Genomic DNA, 26,706 nt, shown 5'->3' on the forward strand with positions numbered 1-26,706 from the left:
AAGCCTAACCGGGATCGTTCGGCTCCCAGGAGTCCTCCCCCATCAGCAGTCGCTCCAGGCCACGGCGCCCGGGCAGGACGCTGGGGCGCACCAGCTCGCCGCTGCGCACATAGAGGAACGCCGCGGTGACCCGGCTGAGCGGCAGTTGGTGGCGCTCGGCCCAGGCGAGGCGGTAGATCGCCAGCTGCAGCGGGTCGGCGTCCTGGCGGCGCGCGGTCTTCCAGTCGATGATCTCCCAGCGTTCGCCGTCCGTCCCCGGGCGGGGTGGCAGGCGGTAGACGGCGTCGATCCGCCCCCTGATCACCCGCCCGGCGAGGGTGAGCTGGAACGGCGTCTCGATCCGGTAGGGGCGGCGGTCGGCGTACGGGGTGCGTTGGAACGCCTCCTTGAGCGCGGCCAGTTCGCGTTCGTCGCGGATCTCGGCGTCCTCGTCGGGATCGCCGCCCGGCAGCTCCTCGGGGCCGAGCATGGGCAGCGGCACCGAGTCGAAACGGGACTCGACCCAGGCGTGGAAACGGGTGCCCCGGCGGGCGGCCGGCTGGGGCGGGCGGGGCATGGGGCGGGCCAGCTCGCGGGCGAAGCCGTCCGGGTCGGTGGCCAGCCGTTGCAGCTGGGTGGCCGAGAGCGAGACGGGCAGCGGCACCTCCCGCACCCCGGCCCTGGCCTGCCGCAGCTCGCCGGCCAGCACCGTGAGATCGCGGTCCCAGGAGGCCATGGTGCGGCGCTCCTCCGGGGTCAGCTCGGCGGCGTCCGGCGCGGACCCGACGTCCGGCGCCTCGTCCGGATACGGCGCCTCGTCCGGGTCGGGGTACGGGGGCTCGTCCGGGTGCGGTGGCTCGGCGGCCGGCTGCTCGGGGCGGGGGGACGGCATCCGGTGCAGGCGGTTCAGCACCGCGAGGGCCGCCTCGCGGCGGCGGGCCAGCGCCTCGCTGTCCAGCGGCAGCGGCCAGGCCAGCTCCTCCTCGTCCCTGGCCAGCGCCGGGTTCTCCGCGTCCTCCGGCGGTGGCTCGGCCCAGTGCTCCACCTCGCCGTGCCCCGGGTCGCGCTCGCAGTGCTCGCGCAGCGCGGTCAGAAAGTCGGACGGGCCGCGCCGCTTCTTCTGGCTGGGCCCCCACCAGTGCCCGGAGCCGAGCAGCAGCCGGCGTGGGCGGGTGACCGCGACATAGCCGAGGCGCAGCTCCTCCAGCGCCAATTCGCCGGCGGTCTCGGCCAGATACCGCTGGTAGCCGGCGGCGGTCCACTCCGGGGTCGGCGGCAGGGTCTCGGCGTCGCCGCGCAGCGGGTGCGGGAGCGTTCTGGCCTGCCGCAGCCAGGAGTCCCGGGAGCGGACGGCGGGGAAGAGGCCGGCGCACAGGCCCGGCACCGCGACCACGTCCCACTCCAGGCCCTTGGCCTTGTGCGCGGTGAGCACCTGCACCGCGTTCCCGCCGCTGGGCAGCGAGCCGTCCAGGCCCCGGTCGAAGCTCTCGGCCGCGCGCAGGAAGCCGAGAAAGGCCGAAAGGGTGGCGTCGCCGTGCACGGCGGTGCCGGCGCGCCCGGCGGCGAAGCTCGCCGCCACGTCGAGAAAGGCGCCCAGCGTCTCCCGGCGGCGGGCGGCCAGGGCCATCGGCGAGGCGGACAGCTCGACATCAAGGCCGGTGTGGGTGAGCACCCGGTGCAGGACGTCCATCAGCGGATCGCCCAGCGAGCGGCGCAGATCGCGCAGTTCGGCGGCGAGGTGGGCGAATCGGACGCGGGCCTCGGGCGAGAACGGCAGCCGGTCGTCGGGCTCGGCCGAGCCGGCGTCGGCGCCGGAGCCCCCGCCGCTGCCGACGAAGGTGTCGAGCGCGTCGGCCAGCGAGACCACCTCGGCCGGGTCGGTGCCGGCGACCGCGTCGGCGAGCCGGGCCAGCGCGGCGGCCTCGCCGCCCGGCTCGTCCGCCTCCCCGGCGCGCACCCGGCGGACCAGCAGCCGGGCCCGGCGGCCCAGCAGCGCCAGATCGCGCGGCCCGATCCGCCAGCGCGGACCGGTGAGGAGCCGGACGAGCGCCGCGTTGGCCGTGGGGTCGGCCAACACCTCGCAGACCGCCACCAGATCGGCCACCTCGGGCAGGTGCAGCAGCCCGGAGAGGCCGACCACCTCGACCGGCACATCGCGGGCGACCAGCGCGCTCTGGATCAGGGGGAAGTCCGTCGCGGTGCGGCAGAGCACCGCGATCTCGCCGGGCTCGGTGCCGGTGCGGACCTGGTGGGCCACGGCGTCGGCCAGCCAGGCCAGCTCCTCGGCGTGGGTGGGCAGCAGCGCGCAGCGGACCAGCCCGGTGCCCTCGGCGTCCTCGGCGGGGCGCAGCGGGGCGACGGACGGATGCCGCTCGCGCAGCGGCGCGGCCAGCGCGTTGGCCAGGGCGAGCAGCCGGCCGCCGCTGCGGCGGTTCTGGCTGAGCCGCAGCACCCGGGCGGGGGCGCCGTCGCGGGTGGCGAAGTGCTCGGGGAAGTCGTCCAGGTTGGCCACGGAGGCGCCGCGCCAGCCGTAGATCCCCTGGCAGGGGTCCCCGACGGCGGTGACCGGATGGCCGGTGCCGTCGCCGAAGAGGCCGGCGAGCAGCACGCGTTGGGCGACGGAGGTGTCCTGGTACTCGTCGAGCAGGACCACGCCGAACTGTTCGCGCAGCGCCTGGCCGACCTCGGGCCGCTCCCTGGCCAGGGCGGCGGCCAGCGCGATCTGGTCGCCGAAGTCCAGCAGATCGCGGGCGCGTTTACGGGCCCGGTACTCCTCGACCAGGCCGAGCAGCGCCTGGCGCCCCTCGGCGGCCAGGGGCACCTGGCGGAGCGCGGCGTTGGTCAGCCTGGCCCCGGCCAGCTCGTCGAGGAGTTCCCGGTCGAAGGAGCGCAGTCGGTCGGGGGGGACCAGATGCTCGGACAGCTCGCCGTCCAGCGCGACCAGGTCGGTGACCAGGGTGGTGAAGCCGGGGCTGGGCGGCTCGAAGTCGGCGGGGGCGCCGCGCAGCACCTCGGCGGCCAGCTGGAATCTGCCGGCGTCTGCGAGGAGTCGGGAGGCGGGTTCGATGCCGAGCCGCAGCCCGTGCTCGGCGAGGAGCCGGCCGGCGAAGGCGTGGTAGGTGGAGATGGTGGGCTCGCCCGTCTCGGCGGTGTCGATCCGGGCCTTGGCCAGCGCGGCGCGGACCCGCTCGGCCAGCTCGCCGGCGGCCTTGTTGGTGAAGGTGAGGCCGAGCACCCGGTCGGGGGCGATCTGCCCGGTGCCGGTGAGCCAGACCACGCGGGCCGCCATCACCGTGGTCTTGCCGGAGCCGGCGCCGGCGACGATGGCCTGCGGCGCCGGCGGTGCGGTGGCGCAGGCCAGCTGCTCCGGGGTGAACGGAATCCCCAGCAGCTCGCTGAGCCGCTCGGGATCGTTGAGTCGCGCTGGCACCCGGGTGAGGGTAGTCGCCGGCACCGACAGTCCGCGCGGCGCGTTCACTCCACGGTGTGCCGGCCCTCGGGGCGCGCGGCGCAGGAGCCCTTGAACGCGCAGGCGCCGCAGTGGTTCCCGGTGCGCGGGGTGAAGCGTTCGTCGAGGACCCGGCCGGCCGCCTCGGCCAGCAGTTCGCCGACCCAGTCGGCGCCGTCGGCGCCCGCCGTCAGCGGGTCCTGGCGTTGGACGACGGGCAGCGCGTCGCCGCCGTCCTTCTTGGCCGCGCCCTGGCGCAGTTGGACGAGGGCGGCGCCGGCCAGCTCCGCGTCGGGCCCGGCGACGGTCTCGTCGTGCCGGACGGCGAGCTGGTAGACGGCGAGCTGGGGGTGGTGGGCGACGGCGTCGGCCGTGGGGCGGGTGCGGCCGGTCTTGAAGTCGACCACATAGGCGCGGCCCTCGGCGTCCCGATCGACCCGGTCCAGCACGCCCCGCACCCGCACCTGGTGCGGCCCGGCCGGCAGCGTTACCTCGAACTCCCGCTCGCTGACGAGGGGTTCGCCGCCCGCTTCGGAGCGCAGCACATGCCAGCGCAGAAAGCGTTCCAACGCGGCCCTGGCCTCGGCCTGTTCGCGGCGGGACTGCCAGGGCGCCTCGAAGGCGAGGGAGTCCCAGACGGTGTCGAGGCGGGCCATCAGGACGGAGAGATCGGCCGGGGTGGTGCCGGAGGCGACCTCGTCCGCCAGCACATGGAGCACGTTGCCGAAGCCCTGGGCGGTGCTGGGCGGCCCCTCGGCATGCGCCTCGCGGCCCAGGAACCACTGCAGGGAGCAGGTGTTGACGAGCTGGTCAAGGGCGCTTCCGGTGAGCGCGACCGGGCGTTCGGGATCGCGCAGCGGGGTCTGGGAGCGGGTCGGTTCGCGCAGCCCCCACCAGCGCTCCGGATGCGCGGCGGGGGCCAGCGGATGGCCCTCGTCGTCGCGGAGCGCGGCCAGCCGGGCTAGCCGTTCGGCCGCGGCGGCGCGCAGCGCGGGCGAGGCCGCCGGGTCGACGGTGGTGGCGCGCAGCTCGGCGACCAGCGCGGAGAGCGACAGCGGACGGTGCGGACGGCTGCTGATCTCGACCGGCTCGACGCCCAGCTCGGAGAGGAAACGGGACGGTTGGTCGCCGTCGTCGGTGCCCCTGACGGCCGTCACCACCAGCCGGTCCCTGGCCCGGGTGGCGGCCACATAGAACAGCCGGCGTTCCTCGGCGAGCAGCGCGCCGGGGCTCAGCGGCTCGGCCAGCCCGTCCCGGCCGATCCGGTCGGCCTCCAACAGCGAGCCGCGGCGGCGCAGATCGGGCCAGACCCCCTCCTGCACGCCGGCGACCACCACCAGGGACCACTCAAGGCCCTTGGCGCGGTGCGCCGTCATCAGCCGGACCGCGTCCAGCCGGGTGGGGCGCGCGGCCAGGGTGTCGGCCACGATGTCGTGCGCCTCCAGCTCGGAGAGGAAGTTGAGCGCCCCCCGGCCGCCGATCCGTTCCTCGGCCCTGGCGGCGGCGTCGAACAGGGCGCAGACCGCGTCCAGATCACGGTCGGCGTTGCGCCCGGCGGCGCCGCCGCGTCGGGCCGCGCGCTCCAGGCGCCCCGGCCAGCCGGTGCCGTCCCACAGCAGCCACAGGGCCTCCTCCGCGGTGCCGCCGCCGGCCAGGGCCTCGCGCGCCTTGCGCAGCAGCAGGCCGAGCCGCTGGGCGCCGGCGGCATAGCTCGGCTCGTGGGTGACCAGCCGTTCGGGCTCGGCCAGCGCGCGGGCGATCAGCGCGTCGGACGCGGGCGGGGGCCCGCCGCCGGCGGCGCGTTCCTCGTTGCGCAGGGCGCGGCCGAGGCGGCGCAGATCGGCCGCGTCCATGCCGCCGAGCGGCGAGGTGAGCAGCCGGGCGGCGGTCTCCGGATCGAGCGGCTCGTCGTCGGCGCGTGGTTCGGCGACCACGCGCAGCGCGGTGAGCAGCGGCGCGACGGCCGGCTCGCGGCGCAGCGGCAGATCGTCGCCGTCGACTTCGAGGGGCACACCGGCCGCGGTCAGGGCGCGGCGGACGGCCGGGATGGTGTGTGCTCCGGCGCGGACCAGCACCGCCATCTCGCCCCAGGGCAGGCCGTCCTCCAGATGGGCGCGGCGCAGCAGATCGGCGATGTTGGCGAGTTCGGCGCCGGCCGACGGGTAGGTGAACGCCTCGACCCGGCCGCCCTCGCGGGTGGCGCTCGGCGTCCGGTGTCGGCGCACCGCCTCGGCCGGCAGCCTGGCCAGCGGCATCCGGGCGGCCAGCGTCCTGGTCGCGGCCAGCAGCGTCGCGCCCGAGCGGCGGGCCACGCCGAGCGCGACGACGGGCGCCGGCGCTCCGGTGGCGGTGGGGAAGGCGTCGCGGAAGCCGAGGATGCCGTTGAGATCGGCGCCCCTGAAGGCGTAGATGGACTGGTCGGGGTCGCCGAAGACGATCAGGTCCCGGCCGTCGCCGGCGATGGCGCGCAGCAGCGCGACCTGGGCCGGGTCAGTGTCCTGGTACTCGTCGACGAAGACCGCGTCGTAGCGGGCCCTGATCCGGGAGGTGTGGTCGGGCTGTTCGGTGAGCCGTACCGCGTCGCGCAGCAGTTCGGTGTAGTCCAGGACGCCCTGTGCCTGGGTGACGTCCAGATACTCGGCCATGAAGCGCGCCGCGGCCTCCCAGTCGGGGCGTCCGGTGCGGCGGGCGAAGGCGGCGAGGGTGTCGGGGCCGAGGCCCAGCTCGCGGCTGCGCGCCAGCACCGCGCGCAGTTCGTCGGCGAACCCCCGGGTGGTCAGGCAGGCGCGCAGTTCGTCCGGCCAGCGCACGCCGCGCCCCGAGCGTTCCAGATCCTGGTGCCCGGCGAGCAGTTCCCTGAGATAGAGGTCCTGTTCGGGCCCGGAGAGCAGACGCAGCGGCTCGGCGAACAGCTCGCGGTCCTGGTGCGCGCGCACCAGCGCGTAGGCGAACGAGTGGAACGTGGTGGCCTGGGGCGCGCGCCCGCCGAGCGCGCCGGTCAGCCGGTCCCGCAGCTCGGTCGCCGCCTTGCGGCTGAAGGTGAGGACCAGCAGCCGCTCCGGATCGGCTCCGGCGCGCACCCGGCGGGCCACGGCGGCGACCAGAGTGGTCGTTTTGCCCGTTCCCGGACCGGCCAGTACGAGCAGCGGACCGCCGGGGTGATCAACCACCGCGCGCTGGCTCGCGTCCACAGCGGTGTCGCGCGCGTCGGCGATCGGGGTGCGCACCAGTCGGTACGCTCCCGGGGCGGACGGCGGCCGGTCGGTTGACGGGACGGAGAGGCTCACGTGCATCGCGGATTCTCGTGGAGGTTGGGGAAGACGGTACGCCAGTGCGCGGTCGGGGTGGGGCGTTTCGTCGGATCCTTCCGATCCGCAGGGCCCCTCGGGGCCGGCCGCCCGGCGGCGGCGCGCGGCTCAGGACGCGGCGTCCCAGCGGGCCCGCCGCAGATCCAGCCGGACGCTGCCGGTGTCCCAGCCCGGGCGCAACGGGGTGCCCTCGGCGCGGTAGTGCTCCAGCGCGCGCCGCTCGTGCCCCGGCGCCGGCCGCCCGTCGGCGCGCACCACGCGCCACCAGGGCACCGCGCCGCCGTATCTGGCCAGCACGGTGCCGACCTGTCGTGGCCCGCCGACGCCGACCAGACCGGCGATGTCCCCGTACGTCAGCGCGCTGCCCTCGGGGATGCGTTCCACCAGGCCGAGCACCGTGTCGGCGTAGTCGGTCAACCGGTGCGCGGAGCTGGTGGCCGGGGCCCGACCGGGCCTTCGGCGCGGCTCGGACGCGGGCTTCGGGGCGGGTTCCTGGGTGGCGGGGACCATGCCGACCATGGTGCCGTATCTCACGGAGAGCACCGCGTTGTCGGTGTCTCATGCAAGTATCGTCCCCGTACGGGGGAGAGCTGGTCGGTGGCAGTCGCTCCAGCGCTAGATCGTTTCCAGGGATGCGGCCAGTGATACGGGGCGAGGAAGACCGGACCCAGCGTTCGGAGGAGGAACAGCCGGAGGCGGCGCCGCCTCCGCTCGAAGCGCTGGAACGCGCCGACCCGACCAGGAGCGAGCTGGTCGAGGTGGACGATCCGATCCTCACCGCCCGGGTGCACCGGCCGGCCGATCTGCTGCGCACCCTGCTCGGGCTGCTGGCCATCGGCGCGCTGCTGGCGGTGGCCACCTTCGCGATCGGCACCACCGAGGGCATCGAGCGGGACGTCCACAAGGGCTCCGAGCAGGCACCCTCGCTGCTGATCGACTTCGCCGGCTTCGCCTCCGCCGTGGCCGTCCTGATCGTGCCCATGGCCTTCGCCATCGAGCGGCTGATGCGCCGGGACGGGCTGCGCATCGCGGACGGGGTGCTGGCCGCCGTGCTGGCGCACGGGGTCTCGCTGTCGTTCAGCCTCTGGGTCGCCAGGATGGCGCCCGAGTCCGTGCGGGACGCGCTGATCAGGGACGCGCCCGGCGCCGGTCTCACGGAGCCGGTGCACGGCTATCTCGCGCCGGTGATCGCCTACGCCACGGCCGTCGGCATGACTCATCGCCCAGGCTGGCGGCTGGTCATGTGGTCGGTGGTGGCGCTGGACGCGCTGGCCGTGCTGGTCGCCGGCTACACCACACCGTTCGCCATCGTCGTCACGGTGCTGATCGGCTGGACCATCGCCTATGCCACGCTCTATGCCGTCGGCTCGCCCAACGTCAGGGCCACCGGACAGCAGCTGCTCGCCGGCCTGCGGCATGTCGGCTTCCGCCCGGTCACCGCGCTGCGCGCCGAGGAGCCGCCGGGATCCGACGAGGGCGAACGGGAGCGCGGCAACGAGCCGACCCGCCGCTATCTGGTGACGCTGGAGTCGGGGCCACCGCTCGACGTCACGGTGGTCGACCGCGCCCAGCAGGCCAGGGGCTTCTTCTACCGCGCCTGGCGTCGGCTCGCGCTGCGCGGCATCACCCAGCGGCGCAGCCTGCCGTCGCTGCGCCAGGCCCTGGAGCAGGAGGCCCTGCTCGCCTATGCGGCGATCGCCGCCGGCGCCAACGCGCCCAAGCTGATCGCCACTTCGGAGCTGGGCCCGGACGCGGTGATGCTGGTCTACGAGCACATCCCGGGCCGCGATCTGGATTCGCTGCCGGACGACGAGGTCAGCGACGCGCTGATGGAGGCGGCCTGGCGGCAGGTCACCGCGCTCCAGTCGCGCCGGATCGCGCACCGTCGGCTGGACGGCCGCGCGCTGCTGGTCGACCGCGCCGGCACGGTCTACCTCACCAGCCTGCGCGGCGGCGAGATCGCGGCGGGCGATCTGCTGCTGCGGATGGATGTGGCGCAGCTGCTGACCACCTTCGGGCTGCGGGTCGGCGCCGAACGCGCGGTGGCCGCCGCCGTCACGGTGCTCGGCCCGGACGCGGTGGCCGACAGCCTGCCGCTGCTGCAGCCGATCGCGCTCAGCCGCACCACCAGGGCCACCCTGCGGCAGCTCTCCAAGGAGCGCGCCCAGCGGGAGCGGCAGGCCGTGCTGGACGCCACCCGCACCTACCGTGAGGCGCGCGGCAGCCTGCCGGAGAACGCCGACCGCAAGACCGTCAAGGCCGCGAAACAGGCCGAGAAGCAGGTCATGGAGGAGGCCCTGGAGAACGCCAGGGAGCCGGATCTGCTGGCGCTCATCCGCCAACAGGTGCTGCTGATCCGGCCGCAGGCGCCGATAGAGCCCGCCCGCATCGAACGGATCAGACCGCGCACGCTGGTCAGCCTGATCGCCGCCGTCTTCGCCGGCTACTTCCTGATCAGCCAGCTGATCAACCCCGAGTTCCAGCGGGTCTGGGACGACGCCAACTGGGGCTGGGTGATCGTGGCCGCCGGCTTCTCCGCGCTCACCTACTTTGCCGCGGCGCTCAGCCTGTTGGGCTTCGTGCCCGAGAAGGTCAACTATCTGCGCACGGTGATGGCGCAGGTGGCGGGCTCCTTCGTCAAGCTGGTCGCGCCGGCGGCGATCGGCGGCGCCGCGCTCAACGCCCGTTATCTGCAACGGCAGGGGCTGCGTCCCGGCCATGCGGTGGCCAGCGTCGGCGCGTCCCAGCTGTTCGGCCTGGGCAGCCATGTGGTGCTGCTGCTCACCTTCGGCTATCTCACCGGCACCGAGCACACCCCCAACCTCTCCCCCTCCCGCACGGTGATCGCCGGCCTGTTGACGGTGGCCGTCGCGGCGCTGATCGTGACCGCGGTGCCCAGTCTGCGGAAGGCCATCCTGGAGCGGGTGCGCACCCTGTTCGCCGGGGTGGTGCCCCGGATGTTGGACGTGGTGCAGCGGCCCAAGAAGCTGCTCGCCGGCATCGGCGGGATGCTGCTGATGACGCTCGCCTTCGTGATGTGCCTGGACGCCTCGCTGCGCGCGTTCGGCCACGAGCTGAGCTATCCGACGATCGCCGTGGTCTTCCTCGCCGGCAACGCGCTGGGCTCGGCCGCGCCGACCCCCGGCGGCATCGGCGCCATCGAGCTGACCCTGAGCGCGGGCCTGACCGCCTTCCAGGTGCCCCCGCAGGTGGCGTTGGGCGCGGTGCTGCTGTTCCGGCTGATGACCTTCTGGCTGCCCGTCCTCCCCGGCTGGCTGGCGTTCACCCAACTCACCCGCAAGGAACAGGTCTGAGGCATCCGCCTCTCGGCCGGCAGATACGAGGCAGATAGCCGGAGTTCACTTGCGGATGCGGCTCGAATGGCCGTACGGTCCCGCATATGCGGTTCTACAGCATGGGGCGCGCGGCGCGGTTGCTCGGGGTGAGCGCGGACACGGTGCGGCGTTGGGCCGACGCCGGTCGGCTGCCCACCCGACGGGACGAGGCCGGCAAACGGCAGGTCGCCGGCGACGATCTGGCCGCGTTCGCCGTCGAGTTGGCCGCGGAGTCACCCTCCGGGGGCGAGCCGGGCGATCCCTACACCAGCGCTCGCAACGCCTTCCCCGGCATCATCACCAAGGTCACCGTCGGCGATGTCGCCGCTCAGGTGGAGATCCAGGCCGGTCCGCACCGGCTGGTCTCGCTGCTCACCCGCGAGGCCGTCGAGGAGTTGGGGCTGGCCGTGGGGCACGAGGCCGTCGCGCGGGTCAAGGCCACCAGCGTGCATATCGATCGGATGTGAGAGTCACCGTGTCCTTCTCCTCCAGAACCTCCCGCCCCTCCCCGGCCCGTGGACGGCGCCGCGCGCTGTCCGCCGCGCTGCTGCTGCCCCTGCTGATCGGCCTGGCGGGCTGCGGCTCGGAAGACAACGGATCGGACGCGGCCGACGGCGCGGGCGGGAGCGGCGGTGGCGGCGGTGACCAGCCCGAGGTCACGCTCACGGTGCTCGCCGCCGCCTCGTTGACCGATGTCTTCGAGGCCGCCGGCGCGGAGTACGAGGCGGCCAACCCCGGGACCACCGTGCGGTTCTCGTTCGCCGGCTCCCAGGAGCTGGTCGCCCAGCTCAACGGGGGCGCCCCGGGCGATGTGCTGGTCACCGCCGACACCCAGACGATGGAGGGCGTCGCCGAACTGACGGGTGAGCCCGAGGTGATCGCCCGCAACGAGCTGACCATCGTCACCCCGCCGGACAACCCCGCCGGGGTGACCGGCCTCGCGGACCTGGCCGATCCCGGGCTGCGGCTGGTGCTTGCGGCACCCGAGGTGCCCGCCGGCCGGTACGGCCAGGAGATCCTGGCCGCGGAGAACATCGACGCGGAGCCGGACTCGCTTGAGGTCAACGTCCGTTCCGTGCTGGGCAAGGTGCAGTTGGGCGAGGCGGACGCCGGCCTGGTGTATGTCACGGACGCGGCCGTCGCCGGCGACGAGGTCGCGGTGGTGCCCATCCCGGAGGACCAGAACGTGACGGCCTTCTATCCGGCGGCCACGCTGAACGACGCGGCGAACCTGGCGGCCGCCGAGGACTTCGTCGCCTGGCTCACCGGGGTGACCGCCCAGGAACTGCTCGGCGCGGCCGGCTTCCTGGCCCCGTGAGACGACGCCGCCCGCCGCTGACGCTGGCCCTGCCGGCGCTGCTGGCGGTGGCGTTCCTGCTGGTCCCGCTGCTGGGCGTGCTGGTCGACGCGCCCTGGGGAGAGCTGGTCGAGCGGCTGACCGAGCCCGCCGTCACGGAGGCGCTGCGGCTTTCGCTGCTGGTCTCGGGCTGGGCGCTGCTGATCTCGCTGCTGCTGGGGGTGCCGCTGGCCTGGCTGCTGGCCCGCACCGAGTTCCCCGGGCGCACGCTGGTGCGGTGCCTGGTGATCCTGCCGCTGGTGCTGCCGCCGACGGTGGCCGGCGTGGCGCTCTCCCAGGGCTTCGGGCGACGTGGCGTGCTGGGCGAACACCTCGAACGGTTCGGCGTACAGCTGTCGTTCACCACGGCGGGCGCCGTGGTGGCGGCGGTCTTCGTGGCGATGCCGTTTCTGGTGATCAGCCTGGAGGGCGCGCTCAGCGGCCTCGACCCGCATTTCGAGGAGGCCGCCGCGACGATGGGCGCGGGCGCGCTGCGCACCCTCCGGCTGGTGACGCTGCCGATGCTGCGGCCGGCGCTGACCGCCGGCGCGGCGCTCTGCTGGGCCAGGGCGTTGGGCGAGTTCGGCGCGACCATCACCTTCGCGGGAAACCTGCCCGGGGTGACGCAGACCCTGCCGCTCAAGGTGTACCTGCTGCTCCAGGGCGACCCGGCCGGCGCGACGGCCGTCTCCCTGCTGCTGCTGGCCATCGCCGCGGCGGTGCTCATCGCCCTCCGCGGCCGCTGGGTGGGCGCCCTCACCGATGCCGGAAGCCCGGCTGCCCCACGCGGCGGCCGCAGGCCGGAACGGGGCGGGGGCTGACCCCTCCAGCGGAGCCGGAGGCCCGGCTGGCCTGAGCGGGGAGAGGACGCGAGGGGCGACGCCGGCCTGAGCGGGAGGCGCCAGCCGGAGACCCGGCTGGCCTGGGCGGGAACGGGAAGCCGGGGACCCGGCTGGCCCGGGCGGGAAGAGGAAACCAGGGGCGACGCTGGCCTGAGCGGGAACGGACAGCCGGAGGCCCGGCCAGCCCAAGCAGGAACGGACAGCCGGGGACCCGGCTGGCCCGGGCGGGAACGGGAAACTGGAGGCCCGGGCGGCCCGAGCAGGAAGAGGAAACCAGGGGCGACGCTGGCCAGAGCGAGAACCCGCAGCCCGGGGCCGGAACGGGAAACCGGGGGCCCGGCCGGTCTGAGCGGGAACGGGAAGCCGGAGGCCAGCTGGCCTGAGCGGGGGGACGGGCACGGGCCGGCCGGACCCGGCAGAAGCGGGAAGCGGAAACCCGCAGAACCGGACGGCCCGAACAGCCACCGTCCGACCCATCGGCGGGAACGGCGGCCGGAGGCCCGGCGGGAGCAGGAGGCCCCCGGCAGGTGGCCAGTTGGTCGGGAGCCCGCGAGCGGTGGCCGCACGACCCGCCGTGGAACCGCCCTCGGCCGTGTCCGAGTCGCCGCCGGCATCCACCAAACCCACCCCGGCCCGGAAGACCGGCAGGGCCGCGTTGCCCCCTGCGCCGAGCAAAGGCTGACCGATGCCACCAACACCCGGCCATCGGGCCACCGTCGCCACCCAACCCGCCCCGACGAACCGGCTCGGGCGGCGGGCCGGCTCCGGCGGCCGCCGGGGCGGCGTCACTCGGATGAACGAGGTCCGCGTGCGCCTCCCCGGCGAGGGGCCCAGCGTGGGAGCCGTCGGAAGCGTGCGATGGGAGCCGTCACCATGATCCGTGCCCGCCTGCTCGTTCCCGCGGCGCTAGCCGCCGGCGCCCTGTTGGTCGGTTGTGCCGGCGGCAGCGCCGAGGCCGAGGACGAGGGGGACGGCGGGGCCGTCGACACCGACGACCTACCGGCGTCGTTCACCGACCAGCGGCTGCGGTGGGAGCCCTGTCCGCCGCCGGAGACCTCGCAGGGCGACGACGCGGCCACGCCGACCCCGTTGTCGGACGGCGCCGAATGGGAGTGCGCCACCATGACCGCGCCGTTGGACTACACCGAGCCGGAGGCGGAGACCATCGATCTGGCCCTGGTCCGGGCGCGCAGCGAGGCGGACGGCGAGGACCGGATCGGCTCGTTGCTGTTCAACTTCGGGGGCCCCGGCGGTTCCGGGGTGGTCACCCTGCCGGCGTTCGGCGAGGAGTACGCCGATCTGCGCGAGCGTTTCGACCTGGTGAGCTTCGACCCGAGGGGCGTCGGGGACAGCGAGGGCGTGCGCTGTCTGGACGACGCCGAGTTGGACGAGTACTTCGCCGCCGAGCTGGCCCCGCGTGGCCGGGCGGCCGAGCGCGCCTACACGGATCGGCTGCGCCGGTTCGCCGAGGGATGCGAGGAGCGGTCGGGCGAGTTGTTGCCGCATCTGACGACCACGGCGACCGCCCGCGATCTGGATCTGATGCGCGCGGTGCTCGGCGACGACCGGCTGTACTACTTCGGCATCTCCTACGGGACCGAACTCGGCGGGGTCTACGCGCATCTGTTCCCGCGTCGGGTGGGCCGGGCGGTGTTCGACGCCGTGGTGGACCCGTCGGGCAGCACCGAGGAGGGGGCCAGGGGGCAGGCCGAGGGTTTCCAACTGGCCCTGGAGAACTTCCTGGACAGCTGCGCCGAGTCCGACGACTGCCCGCTCGGCGGCGACCGGGACGAGGCCGAGGACCGGCTGGCGGAGCTGCTCGCCGAACTGCGCGACCGGCCGTTGACCACCCAGGACCCGGACGGTCGGGAGCTGACCGAGGCGTTGGCCTGGGGCGGCATCGCCCAGGCGCTCTACTCCGAGGACTTCTGGCCCTATCTCGCCCAGGGCCTGGACGACGCGCTGGCGGACGAGGAGCCGGACGGCACGGTGCTGCTGGCACTCGGCGACGCGATGAACGGGCGTAACCCGGACGGGAGTTACACCACGCTCCAGTCGTCGCTCACCGCGATCGGCTGTGCCGACTCCAACCGCCGGCACACCGAGGGGGATGTGCGGGACGCGTTGGAGGAGTTCGAGGAGTCGTCGCGGGTGTTCGGCCCGCCGATGGCGTGGGGGCTGCTCAACTGCGCGTACTGGCCGGTGGACGGCGCCGCCGCGCATCCGGATGTCTCGGCGGACGGCGCGGATCCCGTTCTGCTGATCGGCACCACCGGCGATCCGGCCACCCCCTATCAGGGCACCGCGCGGATGGCGGAGGCGCTGGGCGACGACGTGGCGGTCGAGCTGACCTACGAGGGCGAGGGCCATGGCGCCTACAACAGCGGCAACAGCTGTGTCCGGGACGCCACCAACGCCTATCTGCTGGACGGCGAGGTGCCGGACGACGACACCACCTGCGACTGACCGCCCCGCCCGCCCATGCCCGAGGGCCGGTCGGGCGGGTAGCCTCCAAGGAGGTCAAAACTGGTGGTAACAGACAGGGAGTTGGCGTATGCGCGGGGGCGGGATACGTGCGGTCGTCCCACTGACCCTGACCGCGCTGCTGGTCGGGGGCTGTTTTTCCGGCTCGCCGACCCCGCCGGCCCCGACACACACGCCACCGGACGCGGCGCCGGGCAGCCCCGAGCCGGAGGGCGGCCTGCCGCCGCTCCCCGAACGGTTGACCAGGCAGACCGTGGACTGGGGCGACTGCCCGGCGCCCTCGCCGCTGCAGGGCTCGGGCGATCCGCCGGGCGACCCGTGGCGGTGCGGCACCCTGACGGTGCCGGTCGACTACGCCGAACCCGAGGGCGACACCATCGAGTTGGCGTTGATCATGGCGCCCGCCACCGATCAGCGCAGCCGGATCGGCTCGCTGGTCTTCAACTTCGGCGGCCCCGGCGGCTCGGGCGTCGCCACCCTGCCGCGTTCGGCGGACCGGTACGAGGCGATCGGGGTCGCCTACGATCTGGTCAGTTTCGATCCACGGGGGGTCGGTGAGAGCGCCGGCGTGGTCTGCCGGGACGACGAGGAGCTGGACCGGGCCGCGCAGGAGTACCCGGGGCCGCCGCGCACCCCGGACGAGGAGCGGGCGCTGCTGGCGGCCAACAGCGACTACGCCACCGACTGCGCCGAGCGCAACGGCGAGCTGCTGGCGCATGTCGGCACCGTCGACGCGGCCCGTGACCTGGATCTGCTGCGCCGCGCGCTGGGCGAGGAGCAGCTGCACTACTTCGGCGTCTCCTACGGCACCAGGCTGGGCGCGGCCTACGCGCATCTCTTCCCACGCCGGGTGGGGCGCACCGTGCTGGACGCGGTGGTCGATCCCACCAGGGACCACCCGGAGCGGCTGCTGCTCCAGGCCGAGGGCTTCCAACTCGCGCTGGACAACTATCTGGACCACTGCGCCATCGTGGTCTCCGACTGCCCGACCGGCGAGGGCGGCCCCGCCGGGTACGCGACGTTGACCGCGCTCTTCGACGGGCTGCGGGAGGCGCCGCTGCCCACCGACTCGGGCCGGTTCCTCACCCAGGACCTGGCGATCACCGGGGTGTTGTCGGCGCTCTACTCCAAGGGCTCCTGGTCCTATCTCACCGACGCGATCCGCCAGGCGCGGGAGGACGGCCGGGGCGATCTGCTGCTGCGCGCCGCCGAGCGGTACAACGGGCGGGACAGCGAGGGCCGTTACCGCAATCTGGGCTCCGCCAACACCGCCGTGAACTGCGCGGACTTCTCCGCCCGCCCCACCGTCGAGACCGTTCACGAACAGCGGGACGCGTTTCTCGCCGCCTCCCCCGTCTTCGGCGAACGTCTGGTGTGGGGGCTGTTGAGCTGCGCCGACTGGCCGTTCGTCGGGGAACGGGAGCAGCCCCCGGTGGCGGCCGAGGGGGCGCGGCCGATCCTGCTGCTGGCCACCACGGGCGATCCCGCGACGCCGTATGTCGGCGCCGAGCGGATGCGGGAGGAACTGGGCGAGGGCGTCGGCGTGTTGGTGACCTACGAGGGCGAGGGTCATGGCGCGTTCGGCGGCGGCGACAGCTGTGTGACGGACACGGTGCTCGCACATCTGCTCGCCGGCACCACGCCGGCCGACGGTACCGTGTGTTGACGATGATGATTTCGCGGAAGTCCATATCCGTCGGCGTGGCCGCGACCACCCTGCTCGTGCTCACCGCCGCCTGCAGCTCGGACGGCTCGGGCCGGCCGCCGGCACGCGCGGACGTCGAGCGGCCGGGCAGCTATCCCGAACTGCCGGATGCCCTGGGCACCCAGACGCTCGACTGGTCCGACTGCCCCACCCCGTCCCCTTCGCAGGATCCGATGGCCACCGCGCCGCCGGACGACCTGCCGGACGGCACCGGCTGGGAGTGCGCGGACCTCACCGTTCCGCTGGACTACGCGGAGCCGGAGGGCGACACCATCGAGCTGGCCCTGAACCGTGCCGTCTCCCCCGTCCCGAGCGAGGACCGGATCGGCTCGCTGCTCTTCAACTTCGGCGGCCCCGGCGGCTCGGGCGTCGCCACCCTGCCGCTGGCCGCCGAGGACTACGAGGAGCTGCGCGCCGGCGGCTTCGACCTGGTGAGCTTCGATCCGCGCGGGGTCGGCGAGAGCGAGGGCATCGAGTGCCTGGACGGACCCGCCAGGGACGCCGCCTCCCAGGAGCTGACCGGGATACCGGACACCGAGGCCGAACGGGCCGTCGCCGAGCGCCAGGACCGGGAGTACGTCGAAGGCTGCGTCGCCGACTCGGGGCATCTGCTGCCCCATGTCACCACCGCCAATACCGCCCGTGACCTGGATCTGATCCGTCATGTGCTGGGCGACACCCGGCTGAACTACGTGGGCATCTCCTATGGCAGCCAGCTGGGCGCCGCCTACGCCAACCTCTTCCCCGACCGGGTCGGCCGCACCGTGCTGGACGCGGTCGTCGACCCCGACCCCGATCCGGTGCACCAGAGCCTGCTGGACGCCGAGGGCTTCCAACTGGCCCTCGACCACTACCTCGCGGACTGCGTCGACCGGGCGAGCTGCCCGGCCGGGGACGATGTCGCCGCCGGCGCACGCTGGCTCAGCCAGCTGCTCGACGAGCTGGAGGAGGAGCCGCTGCCCACGGACGACCCCGACGGACGGCTGCTCAACTCGCTGCTGGCCTACACCGGCATCGTCTCCGCGCTCTACTCCGAGGAGACCTGGGAGTACCTCACCATGGGCCTGAACGAGGTGCGGGAGCGGGGCACCGGCTCCCTGCTGCTCTACCTCGCCGACTTCTACGATGGCCGTGACCCGGCGACCGGCGAGTACTCCTCCCAGAACGACTCCTTTGTCGCGATCCGCTGCGCCGACCGGCCCGGCGGCATGTCGGAGGAGGAACTACTCGCGTACGAGGACGAGTTCATCGAGACCTCGGAGGTCTTCGGCCGCTACATGGTGTGGGGGCTGGCCGGCTGCGGCGAGCACTGGCCGGTGACGGAGGCGGCCGAGCCGCAGGACTACGACGCGACGGGGGCGGCCGAGCCGATCCTGCTGGTGGCCACCACGGGCGATCCGGCGACCCCGCACTCCGGCGCCGAGCGGATGCAGGACGCCATGGGCGGCCCCGGGATCGCGCCGCTGCTCACCTACGACGGCGAGGGCCACGGCGCCTACACCGGCGGCGACCCCTGTGTGGTGGAGGCGGTCAACGCCCATCTGCTGACGGGCGACGTCCCCGAGGACGGCCTGGTCTGCCAGGGCTGAAGGAGCCCCCCGAACGCGCCACGGCCCGGGACCTCATGCCGAGGTCCCGGGCCGTGGCGGCTTCCGGACGAGCGTCTCAGTAGACGGGCTTCTCAGTAGACGGGCTTCTCCGGCTCGATCTGGTTGACCCAGCCGATGACCCCGCCGCCGACATGCACCGCGTCCGCGAAGCCCGCGTTCTTGAGCACCGCCAGCACCTCGGCCGACCTGACGCCGGTCTTGCAGTGCAGCACGATCCGCCGGTCCTGCGGCAGCTCGCTGAGCGCGGTGCCCATCAGGAACTCGTTCTTCGGGATCAGCCGCGCGCCCGGGATCGAAACGATCTCGTACTCGTTGGGCTCCCGCACATCGATGATGTCGATCTTCTCGTCGCCGTCGATCCACTCCTTGAGCTGCCCGGGAGTGATCGTCGAGTCCTGGGCCGCGGCCTGCGCCTCGTCCGAGACCACGCCGCAGAACGCCTCGTAGTCGATCAGCTCGGTGACCGTCGGGTTCTCCCCGCAGACCGCGCAGTTGGGGTCCTTGCGGACCTTGACCTGGCGGTAGTTCATCTCCAGGGCGTCATAGATCATCAGCCGCCCGACCAGCGGGTCGCCCACGCCGGCCAGCAGCTTGATCGCCTCGGTGACCTGGATCGAACCGACCGAGGCGCACAGCACGCCGAGCACCCCGCCCTCGGCGCAGGAGGGCACCATGCCGGGCGGCGGCGGCTCGGGGTACAGGCAGCGGTAGCAGGGGCCGTGCTCGGACCAGAACACGGACGCCTGACCGTCGAAGCGGTAGATCGAGCCCCAGACATAGGGCTTGTTCAGCAGCACACAGGCGTCGTTGACCAGATAGCGGGTGGCGAAGTTGTCCGTGCCGTCCACGATCAGGTCGTACTGGGCGAAGATCTCCATCACATTGGAGGAGTCAAGACGTTCCTGGTGCAGGTTGACCTGGACATACGGGTTGATGCCCAGCACGGAGTCCTTCGCCGACTCGGCCTTGGAGCGGCCGATGTCCGACTGGCTGTGGATGATCTGCCGCTGCAGATTGGACTCGTCCACCTCGTCGAACTCGACGATGCCCAGCGTGCCGACGCCCGCCGCGGCCAGATACATCAGCGCGGGCGAACCGAGCCCGCCGGCGCCCACGGCGAGCACCTTGGCGTTCTTCAGCCGCTTCTGGCCCGCCATCCCCACATCGGGAATGATCAGGTGGCGGGAGTACCTGCGGACCTCATCGACGGTTAGCTCGGCGGCCGGCTCTACCAGCGGGGGCAGCGACACGGGGACTCCGTATGGTCATAGGGACACTCGTTCTGCCTTCAACACTGCCACGGACGGTCTCATTCCAAGACACCGGTCCCAGCACGCGAGACGGGCTCGGCCACCGGGCGGGCACCCGGCGGCCGAGCCGGGCCGCCGGGCCCTCACATCCGGCAGGCGGCCTCCATCCAGATATCGGCCAGCGACTCCTCGAAGCCGATCCTGGCCCGCCAGCCCAGCCGGTCCCGCGCGGTGCGCACATCCGCCTGCTGCCAGCCGCCGCAGCCGTCCGGATAGGGCGAGGCCGGCGACGGCAGGCCACCGGCCGCCTCGGCGACCGGCTGCTGCCGGGGCACCGGCGGCCCCTCCAACTCCAGCAGGGTGCCGCCGTACCCGGAGATGCGGGCCAGCGCCGCCGCCGCCTCGCGCAACCGCACCGCGTGTCCGGTGCCGATGTTGACCACCCCCTGGGCGGCGGAGAGCGTCGCCGCGTGCACCGCCCTGGCGATATCCCGCACATCGACGAAATCCCGCTGGACACCCAGGCCGCCCAGCTTCAGCTCGCTGTCGCCGTGCTGCATCGCCCGGCGCAGCGAGTCGGCCAGCCGACCGAGCGGCGAACCGGCCGGCGTGCCGGGGCCCGTCGGCGAGAACACCCGCAGCACGATCGCGTCGAGCCCGGAGCCGAGCACCAGCTCGGTGGCCGCCAGCTTGCTCACCCCGTAGGGGCCGCCGGGGCGGGCCACCGCGTCCTCCGCGATCGAGGAACCCGCCTGCGAGGGCCCGTACTCGGCGGCGCAGCCCACATGCACCAGGCGCGCCCGGCAGCCGCTGCGCCGCATCGACTCGCAGAGCGTCGCGGTGGCCACCGTGTTGTGCCTGGCCAGCTCGCTGGCCGTGCCACGGATCGCGCCCGCGCAGTTGATCACCACCCCGGGGTGCACCGCGTCGAGAAAACGGGTGAGCGCCCCCGGGCTCCCGGTGGACAGGTCGAAACGGACATCCGCGTCGTCGCCGCGCCCCAGCGCGGTCAGCTGCACAGCGGGATCGGCCAACAGCCGGTCGGCCACGAAGCGGCCCAGATACCCGCCGGCACCCAGCAACAGCACTCTCATCGGCCGACCTCCCGAGAACCCACGGGGGTCGGGACGGCGGTGGGGGGTGGTGCGGTCATCGCTTGTCGTGCTCCTCGCATGTGAACGGTTCGGCCGTAGCCGTGGGAAGGAAAAGCTCGGATGGACGCGCGCCGGGCGCCGCGGGCGCCCTCGGCAGCCGCGCGCGATGCGTGCTGGCCCGGGGCAGCACCACGGCGGCACCGGCCAGCAGCCAGCAGCAACCGGCCAGACAGGACAGCAGCGGAACGGCCGCCGGGCCGACGGCCTCGACGGGACCGGCCACCGGATCGGCCAACACGCCGAGCCCCGGCACCCAGGAGGCGCTGGCCAGCGCCAACGCCGACGCCTCGGCCGCGCAGGTCAGCGCGAGGCCGCCGGCGGCCAGCCGCCGCCGGCCGTGCCCGACGAGCAGCGCGGCCAGGCCGAGCAGCAGCCCGAGGGCCGCCCCGGCCAGCAGGCCCGGGCTCGACGGCGCCCCGCCGGTGAGCGCGGCGGGCGCGCGCCACACCACCCCGGCCGCGACGGCCAACCCCGCGACCAGCAGCAGGGTGGTGCGCGCCAACAGCGCCCTGGCGCCCACCCGGAACTCGCGCAGCCGGCGCCGCTCCAGCAGCCGGCCGGCCCGGGGGCCGAAGCCGTCCCGACACCAGACGACGGGCGCCACGGCCAGCGCCAGCAGCAGCGCGGTGGCCGCCGCCGGGCCCGTCTCCTGCTGCCGGCCGGGCAGCAGCTCGTCCAACAGCCCGTCGCCCGCCAGCGCATAGGCCACCGGCGGCAGCGACAGCAGACCGGCGAGCCCGGGCGGGGAGCGGCGCGCCAGCAGCGCCAGCACGACCAGCACCGTCAACGCCCCGGTGGCCAGCGTCAACGCACCGCGTCCCGGGGCGGCCTCGGCTGGCAGCCGGGCCAGCAGCGCGAGCCCGGCCACGGTGAGCGCGCCGGGCAGCAACGGCAACAGCAGCGGCGGCAGCAGGGCCGGGCCCCGGCGCCGCCCGGCGGGCGGCGGCGCCGGCGGCCCTGAGGCGCGCGGCGCCCGCGCGTGCAACTCCTCGGCCAGCGAGAACACATCGCGGTGCCGGCAGCGGGCGGCCGTCGCCTCGTCGACGCCGCGCGCCTCAAGGCCGGCGGCGATCTCCAGCGGGTCGACGGCCCGGGCGCACAGCTCGCCGTGCTCGCGCAGCAGCGCGCGCACCGGATCGGCCGGCGCGTTCATGACCGTTCCTCCGCGGCGGCCACGACGGCGGGCGGCGCGTCGCGCGCGGCCTCGGCATAGCCGGCGTCCACGGCGGCGATGCCGCCCTCGGCGGTGAACAGCTCCAGCGCCCTGGCCCTGGCGCGGGCGCCCAGCAGCGCGCGGCGGCCCGGATCGCGCAGCAGCGCGAGGCAGGCGGCGGCCAGCAGCGGGCCGGGGTCGATGCCCTGCCGGACGGGCCGCTGCCGCGCCGGATCGGCGCCGCACCGCCGCTGCCAGCGGCCGGCCCGTGCGTCGCCCGGGGTGATCAGCTCGGCGGCGGCGTACACGGCCCTGGCCAGGCGGAGTTGGAAGGCCGCCAGCAGCGCCCGCACCGGCGCCCGCGCGGCGGACGGCGAGACGGCATGCCCGGCGCCGGCGCCGGCCAGGGCGGTCAGATGGTGTTCCCGCAGCCGCACCCGGAACTCGGTGACCAGCAGCGGGGTGCCGTGCAGATGCCGGGCGAGCAGCCCGGGCAGCGCGGCCGGACCGCCGCCCACGGCATGGCAGAGATCGACGGCGTCGAGCCCGGGCGCGATGCCAGGGCCGCCGTACCAGTCGAGCGAGAGCGGGCGGAGCGCGCGCTCCAGCCGTTCGGCGACGGTCAGCAGATCCCCGACGCCGGCGCCCACGGCGGCGCGCGGCGCGCCCGGCCGCCGGCAGCCGCTCTCCAGGACGGCGATCGCCTGGTCGGAGGCGAGCCAGCGGGGCAGACCGCCGTGCTCGGCGGCGAGTTCGGCGAGCCCGAGCAGACCGTTGGTGAAACGGTCCCTCAGGACGTGGGGACCGCTCGGCTCCTCCTCGGCGAGGCCGACCGTTAACTCCTCGAAGGCCGCCGCGTAGCCACGGGCCACGGCACGCCCCGGCCGGTCGCCCGGCGGCGGACCCCAGAGCGGAGCGGTGCGCACCAGCCTGACCTGGGGCGGCGTGGGGCAGCGCGGCCCGCGGGCCTGCTGCCGGCCCCGGCTGAGCGCGCGGACCTCGAAGTCGTGCCAGGGCAGACCGCGCACCAGCTGGTCGGTCCAACCGACCAACTCGCCCTGGGCATACGGATAGCCACCCTCGGTGAGCAGTGCCACGCGCACCGGCGCACCCCCTGACATCGTCTCTGGAGGAAGGATCTCGACGGGCCGTGAGGACCTCGTGAGAGAAGGACCTCGGCGACTGAGACGCTATGTCCGGGACGGCGAGGCTCGCCGGACGGTTGTCCGCCACGCCATCAGAAGGGGTGAATAATCGTGACTTCGCAGGTGTTCACTCGTTTGCACGAATCCGGGTGCCCGGGCCGACGCCGGCTCAGTTGCCGGGATGCGGCCAGGCGTTGGCCTCGCAGGTGACGCCGTCGATGGTGAGGAACTTCGTCTGCTGCATCATCACCGGCGCCAACGCGCCCTCGCCCGGGCACAGCGCGTGCCCGTAGCCCAGCCGGTGGCCGACCTCGTGGTTGACGAGCATCCTGCGGTAGTCGGCGATCTCGTCGCCATAGGTCTCCGACCCCTGTGCGAACCGCCAGGCGTTGATCATCACCCGATCGGTGCTGGACGAGTTGCAGGAGACGTTGTCCTCGGTGGTGTCGAGCCCCGAGCGGGCACACCAGTCGGCCGTGGTGCCCGGGCTGGCCAGGGTGACCACGAAGTCGTAGTCGCCCTCGGAGACCCGGGCGAAGCCACGCTCGCCCGCGTTGCCCCAGCTGCGCTCGTCGCTCAGGGTGCGGTGCACCACCTCCGCGAAGAACTCCGCGTCGATGCCCAGGCCCTCCTCCACGTCCACCCGGTAGCGCAGCAGGGTGACCGCCTCCGGATCGGATGCGGGCTCGGACCCCGCCACGGGGACCAGCTCACCCGATCCGGTGAGGTCGGGGTCGAGCGGGAAGGTCGTCTCCATCAGCTCGTCGTAGTCGGGCTCCGGCTCGTCCTCGACCACGTCACCGCCGCCGCCCGCCTCGCCCGCCTCCCCCTCGTCGTCGCCTTCCGTCGGCATCGGTCGCGCGTCCGCGCCACCGTCCGGCTCCAGCGCGAAGCGCTCCGCCCGGCCGGGGGCGTCCTCCTCGTCCGGACGCGCCAACTGCCCGGCCAACAGCACCACCAGCACCGTGACCAGCGCGGCCGATGTCACCCCGAGCAGCGAACGCGCCCGTCCCTGCCGGGACCTGCCGTGGCCCGGACCCTTGCCGGACGCGGCCGGGCTCACCGGGCGCGCCCGACGGCCGCCGGAGCGCTGCCCGGGAACGGTGGGCGCCCGCTCGGGGGCATCCGCCGACTCGGCCGACTTCCGCAGCGGGTCATAGGTGTCGAACGCGTCAAAGGCGTCGAAGGCGTCCAGATAGTCCTGACGCGGACCCGGACGGCCGGGCCCGGCGGGTCCCCCGGCGCGGCCCTCGGCAGGTCCTCCGGCGGGGCCAAGCCCACCCCGGGGCCGGTCGGGAGCGGGCACTCGGCCGTCACGGCGTTCCATCCGGTGCCCTCAGCCCTCCCGCGTGGTGGCCGCGCGGAACTCGCGGAACGCGTCGGCCACCAGGTCGGGGAACTCCATCATGGCGACATGCCCCGCCTCGGGCAGCACCACGAGACGCGAGGCGCCGAACGCCCGGCTGGCCCGCCTGGCCATCCGGTAGGAGACCAGCCGGTCCCGCACCCCGTACACCAACAGCGTGGGCACCATGACCCGTTCGGCCTGGCGCCACAGGGACTGCTGGCCGCCCAGCGTGTAGGCGTTGACCAGGCCCCTGGCCGAGCGGGTGAGCGAGTCCCAGAAGTACGGCAGGGACTGACGACGCTCCAGCTCGGCCTTGGCGGCCGAGAACTCCTCGGGCGTGATCCGCGATGGGTCTCCGTAGCACAGATGTAGGACATCACGGGCACGCTGCTCCGGCGACAAGGCGCGCGTCATACGCCGCAAGAGGCGTCCCATCCCGGGTCCGCCCAGCAGCGCGGTGGGCAACGCGGTGCGCTGCGGCGGCAGCTCGGGCAGCGCCGGCGAGACCAGCGTCAGGGTGCGCACCAGATCGGGCCTGAGGGCGGCGACCCGGGTGACCACGGAGCCGCCGAGCGAGTTGCCGAAGAGATGCACCGGGCCACGCCCGGACGCCTCCAACTCGCGCAGCACCGCCCTGGCATGGCCGATCACCGAGTAGTCGCCGCTGTCCGGCGGCGGGGAGGCACCGAACCCCGGCAGGTCGAGGGCCTCGCACTCCAGATCGCCGGCCAACAGCTCCATCAGCGACGACCAGTTGCGCGACGAGCCGCCGAGGCCGTGCACCAGGAGCGCCGGCTCCAGACCGTCGGCGGTGGCCGCCCGACGCCGCACCGCCAGCGTCATCCCTGGCAGCGTCACGGTTCTGATGGTCTCCCCGGCGCGCACCCCGGGCCAACCCTCTGCTGCGGCGAGTGCCGCCTCGACGCGCTGCTCCTCGGTGGATGGCATGGACGCCATAGTACGAGCCCCCATCCCCCATGACACGCGTCGGTGTTGGGCGCCTGGCGCGTCGAACCGGCCCGGTCTCCCCGTTCGCCCCTCGGCCCGCACGCGCCTAGGCTGGAGTTACCCGTCGGTCATCCGGAGGTGACGAGCCATGACCCAGGAGCCAACCGACCCCGAGTCCCTGGACGAGTTTCTCGACGAGACACCGGACCGGGACAGCTACCGGGACAGTTACGACGCACTCGAAGCGTTCTCGGGAGACCTCTCCGACGAGACGCCAGCCGAGGACGCCGCCGAGCAGCGCCTTGAGCTGCTGCGGCTGCGCGACACCCCGCTCACCGAGCGCGGCACCGCCGAGAGCGATCCGGCCGACGCCGCCGAACAGTCGCGCGTCGTGGACCCAGGAGATGACGAGTACCGCTGAGCCAGGGTGTCCACAGAGTGAAATCATCCCCACACGATGCACGCTGTGCGACGACTCGAACGTACGATGACAGCACGGGGTACCACACGAACGGCGCCAAGCGCGCCAACACAGAAGCAGCCCGGGAGGCGGCGTGACAGCCACTGAGCAGACCGAGGCGCGCCCGCGTGGCACCCGCCTGCCGCGCCGAGCCCGCCGCAACCAGCTGTTGGGCGCGGCGCAGGAAGTGTTTGTCGCGCAGGGCTACCACGCGGCGGCCATGGACGACATCGCCGAGCGGGCCGGAGTGAGCAAGCCGGTCCTCTACCAGCACTTCCCGGGCAAGCAGGAGCTGTATCTGGCGCTGCTCGACCAGCACTGCGAGGCGCTGGTCGCCGCGGTGCGGCAGGCCCTGGCCTCGACCAACGACAACAAGCTGCGGGTCGCCGCCGCCGTGGACGCCTACTTCGCCTTCGTCGAGCACGAGGGCGGCGCCTTCCGGCTGGTCTTCGAGTCGGACCTGACCAACGAGCCCTCGGTGCGCGAGCGGGTGGACCAGGTCTCCCTGGACTGCGCCGAGCTGGTCTGCGTGGTGATCGCGGAGGACACCGATCTGCCGCACGAGCAGGCGATGCTGCTGGCGGTCAGCCTCTGCGGGATGGCACAGGTCACGGCGCGGCACTGGCTGAGCACCGGGCAGAAGGTGCCGCGCGAGGTGGCCCACGGGCTGATCGCCTCCCTCGCCTGGCGCGGCATCGCCGGCTTCCCCATCCAGCACTGAGGCGGGCGCCGGCGCGCGGCGCAACTGTTCGCTCAGGGCGTGGCAGATCCGCGACGGCCATCGGGTTGACGCGGCTAACCTGTGCTGCAGAACGGCGCGGACCATCGCGCACGTGGATGACCAGCGGAGGGACAAGCCGTGGAGATCAAGATCGGCGTACAGCACACGCCGCGCGAGATCGTTCTTGACAGCGGACAGTCTGCCGAGGAGGTGGAGAGCGCGGTCGCTGACGCCCTCTCCGGCACCGGCAAGTTGCTCACCCTGGTCGATGTGCAGGGCCGCAAGGTGGTGATCCCCGGGGATCGCCTCGCCTATGTGGAGATCGGTCGGCCGACCGCCCGTCGGGTGGGCTTCGGAGCGCTCTGAGCTGACGACGCCGGACGGCGGTGGCCGGGCCCGATGGTCCGGCCACCGCCGTCCGGTGTGTCAGTGGCCCCGCTTACGCTGAACGTGGTCGTCTCCGAGCCGTCGAGATCCCGA

Annotated in this window: 19 protein-coding genes; 10 read left to right on the forward strand and 9 right to left on the reverse strand. The window is 73.9% G+C overall.

From position 1 onward, the window contains the following. Positions 1-4 precede the first annotated feature (4 nt). The 3 genes from AOM46_RS06335 to AOM46_RS06345 form a co-directional block, all read right to left on the reverse strand. Positions 5-3,409, reverse strand: coding sequence for an ATP-dependent DNA helicase (locus AOM46_RS06335; protein ID WP_062208571.1), 3,405 nt, complete (start codon positions 3,407-3,409; stop codon positions 5-7). 44 nt (positions 3,410-3,453) lie between these two features. Then, positions 3,454-6,720, reverse strand: coding sequence for an ATP-dependent DNA helicase (locus tag AOM46_RS06340; RefSeq protein WP_062206861.1), 3,267 nt, complete (start codon positions 6,718-6,720; stop codon positions 3,454-3,456). A 123-nt stretch (positions 6,721-6,843) separates the two neighbouring features. Further along, complete coding sequence (locus tag AOM46_RS06345; RefSeq protein WP_234313656.1) at positions 6,844-7,278, reverse strand: MGMT family protein; 435 nt, start codon at positions 7,276-7,278, stop codon at positions 6,844-6,846. Between the two features lie 89 nt (positions 7,279-7,367). On the opposite strand from AOM46_RS06345, the gene AOM46_RS06350 reads away from it, so the two are divergent. The 7 genes from AOM46_RS06350 (at position 7,368) to AOM46_RS06380 (ending at position 18,026) form a co-directional block, all read left to right on the forward strand. Further along, positions 7,368-10,049: a lysylphosphatidylglycerol synthase transmembrane domain-containing protein gene (locus AOM46_RS06350; RefSeq protein WP_062206863.1), complete on the forward strand. Its 2,682-nt coding sequence runs from the start codon at positions 7,368-7,370 to the stop codon at positions 10,047-10,049. 86 nt (positions 10,050-10,135) lie between these two features. Next, positions 10,136-10,537, forward strand: coding sequence for a molybdopterin-binding protein (locus AOM46_RS06355; protein ID WP_062206865.1), 402 nt, complete (start codon positions 10,136-10,138; stop codon positions 10,535-10,537). Then, on the forward strand, positions 10,534-11,388 hold the full coding sequence (modA, locus tag AOM46_RS06360; RefSeq protein ID WP_234313657.1) for a molybdate ABC transporter substrate-binding protein: 855 nt from the start codon (positions 10,534-10,536) through the stop codon (positions 11,386-11,388). Before AOM46_RS06355 ends, modA begins: the two co-directional genes overlap by 4 nt. Then, positions 11,385-12,227, forward strand: a complete 843-nt coding sequence (locus AOM46_RS06365; protein WP_078856537.1) for an ABC transporter permease — start codon at positions 11,385-11,387, stop codon at positions 12,225-12,227. Before modA ends, AOM46_RS06365 begins: the two co-directional genes overlap by 4 nt. Before the next feature lie 894 nt (positions 12,228-13,121). Then, positions 13,122-14,714, forward strand: coding sequence for an alpha/beta hydrolase (locus AOM46_RS06370; RefSeq protein ID WP_234313658.1), 1,593 nt, complete (start codon positions 13,122-13,124; stop codon positions 14,712-14,714). An 88-nt stretch (positions 14,715-14,802) separates the two neighbouring features. Next, positions 14,803-16,398 carry an alpha/beta hydrolase gene (locus AOM46_RS06375; RefSeq protein ID WP_062206869.1) on the forward strand — a complete coding sequence of 532 codons (1,596 nt, stop codon included), beginning with the start codon at positions 14,803-14,805 and terminating at the stop codon, positions 16,396-16,398. Positions 16,399-16,400: 2 nt separating this feature from the next. Next, positions 16,401-18,026, forward strand: coding sequence for an alpha/beta hydrolase (locus tag AOM46_RS06380; RefSeq protein WP_062206871.1), 1,626 nt, complete (start codon positions 16,401-16,403; stop codon positions 18,024-18,026). Between the two features lie 92 nt (positions 18,027-18,118). Here AOM46_RS06380 and moeZ read toward each other — a convergent pair whose 3' ends face one another. The 6 genes from moeZ to AOM46_RS06410 form a co-directional block, all read right to left on the reverse strand. Then, positions 18,119-19,297, reverse strand: coding sequence for an adenylyltransferase/sulfurtransferase MoeZ (gene moeZ, locus AOM46_RS06385; RefSeq protein ID WP_062206873.1), 1,179 nt, complete (start codon positions 19,295-19,297; stop codon positions 18,119-18,121). Positions 19,298-19,440: 143 nt separating this feature from the next. Then, on the reverse strand, positions 19,441-20,391 hold the full coding sequence (locus AOM46_RS06390; protein WP_062206875.1) for an NAD-dependent epimerase/dehydratase family protein: 951 nt from the start codon (positions 20,389-20,391) through the stop codon (positions 19,441-19,443). A gap of 55 nt (positions 20,392-20,446) precedes the next feature. After that, on the reverse strand, positions 20,447-21,604 hold the full coding sequence (locus AOM46_RS06395) for a hypothetical protein (RefSeq protein WP_062206877.1): 1,158 nt from the start codon (positions 21,602-21,604) through the stop codon (positions 20,447-20,449). After that, the gene (locus tag AOM46_RS06400) at positions 21,601-22,707 is read right to left on the reverse strand and encodes a DUF3492 domain-containing protein (protein ID WP_062206879.1); all 1,107 of its coding nucleotides are present in this window, start codon (positions 22,705-22,707) and stop codon (positions 21,601-21,603) included. The genes AOM46_RS06395 and AOM46_RS06400 overlap by 4 nt, the downstream gene beginning before the upstream one ends. A gap of 211 nt (positions 22,708-22,918) precedes the next feature. Continuing rightward, positions 22,919-24,076, reverse strand: a complete 1,158-nt coding sequence (locus AOM46_RS06405) for a DUF3152 domain-containing protein (protein ID WP_062206881.1) — start codon at positions 24,074-24,076, stop codon at positions 22,919-22,921. A gap of 9 nt (positions 24,077-24,085) precedes the next feature. Continuing rightward, entirely contained in the window at positions 24,086-25,045 is a 960-nt protein-coding gene (locus AOM46_RS06410; protein WP_078856670.1) for an alpha/beta hydrolase, read from the reverse strand. Between the two features lie 148 nt (positions 25,046-25,193). On the opposite strand from AOM46_RS06410, the gene AOM46_RS06415 reads away from it, so the two are divergent. The 3 genes from AOM46_RS06415 (at position 25,194) to AOM46_RS06425 (ending at position 26,592) form a co-directional block, all read left to right on the forward strand. Further along, positions 25,194-25,466 (forward strand): hypothetical protein, encoded by a 273-nt coding sequence (locus AOM46_RS06415; protein WP_062206886.1) that lies wholly within the window; start codon positions 25,194-25,196, stop codon positions 25,464-25,466. Positions 25,467-25,599: 133 nt separating this feature from the next. After that, positions 25,600-26,226, forward strand: a complete 627-nt coding sequence (locus AOM46_RS06420; RefSeq protein ID WP_062206888.1) for a TetR/AcrR family transcriptional regulator — start codon at positions 25,600-25,602, stop codon at positions 26,224-26,226. A 138-nt stretch (positions 26,227-26,364) separates the two neighbouring features. Then, a complete protein-coding gene (locus AOM46_RS06425) occupies positions 26,365-26,592 on the forward strand; it encodes a DUF3107 domain-containing protein (protein WP_062206890.1) in 228 nt (75 codons plus the stop codon). The last annotated feature ends 114 nt before the right edge of the window (positions 26,593-26,706 follow it).

Origin of the sequence: Streptomyces sp. NBRC 109706 (genome assembly GCF_000974485.1) — a bacterium.
Lineage (GTDB): Bacteria > Actinomycetota > Actinomycetes > Streptomycetales > Streptomycetaceae > Streptomyces.